1 protein-coding gene is annotated in these 283 nt (G+C 70.0%); it reads left to right on the top strand.

What is annotated here, in order from left to right:
* On the top strand, positions 1 to 196 hold a 196-nt coding region (locus WDW90_RS39095; RefSeq protein ID WP_336492994.1), incomplete at its 5' end, for a hypothetical protein.
* Between the last annotated feature and the right edge of the window lie 87 nt (positions 197 to 283).

The raw sequence follows: 283 nt of genomic DNA, 5'->3' as shown, positions 1-283 counted from the left end.
CCCCACGGATGCTCCCGCCGCGGTCGCGCGCTTCGACGTCGACGAGACCGGAGTCGAGAACTTCCACAACCTCTCCAACTTCGTCGACCAACCGGAGTCCACGCCGCCTTCGGGCCGCATCAACCTGCGCGGCTGGAGCGGCACAGGCAGGGAACCGGGGATCTTCCCGCCCGCACCCGCGGGAGGCACCGCATGATCCAGAAAAAGGTCGCGCCGCGCCAGACGGATGCCCTCGAGCTGACCTCCGACGAGCGCGCGGCCACCCACATGGCGGCCTCGATCC

Origin of the sequence: Methylobacterium nigriterrae (assembly GCF_037106235.1) — a bacterium.
Lineage (GTDB): Bacteria > Pseudomonadota > Alphaproteobacteria > Rhizobiales > Beijerinckiaceae > Methylobacterium > Methylobacterium nigriterrae.
This window is presented reverse-complemented; position numbering and strand designations above follow the sequence as displayed.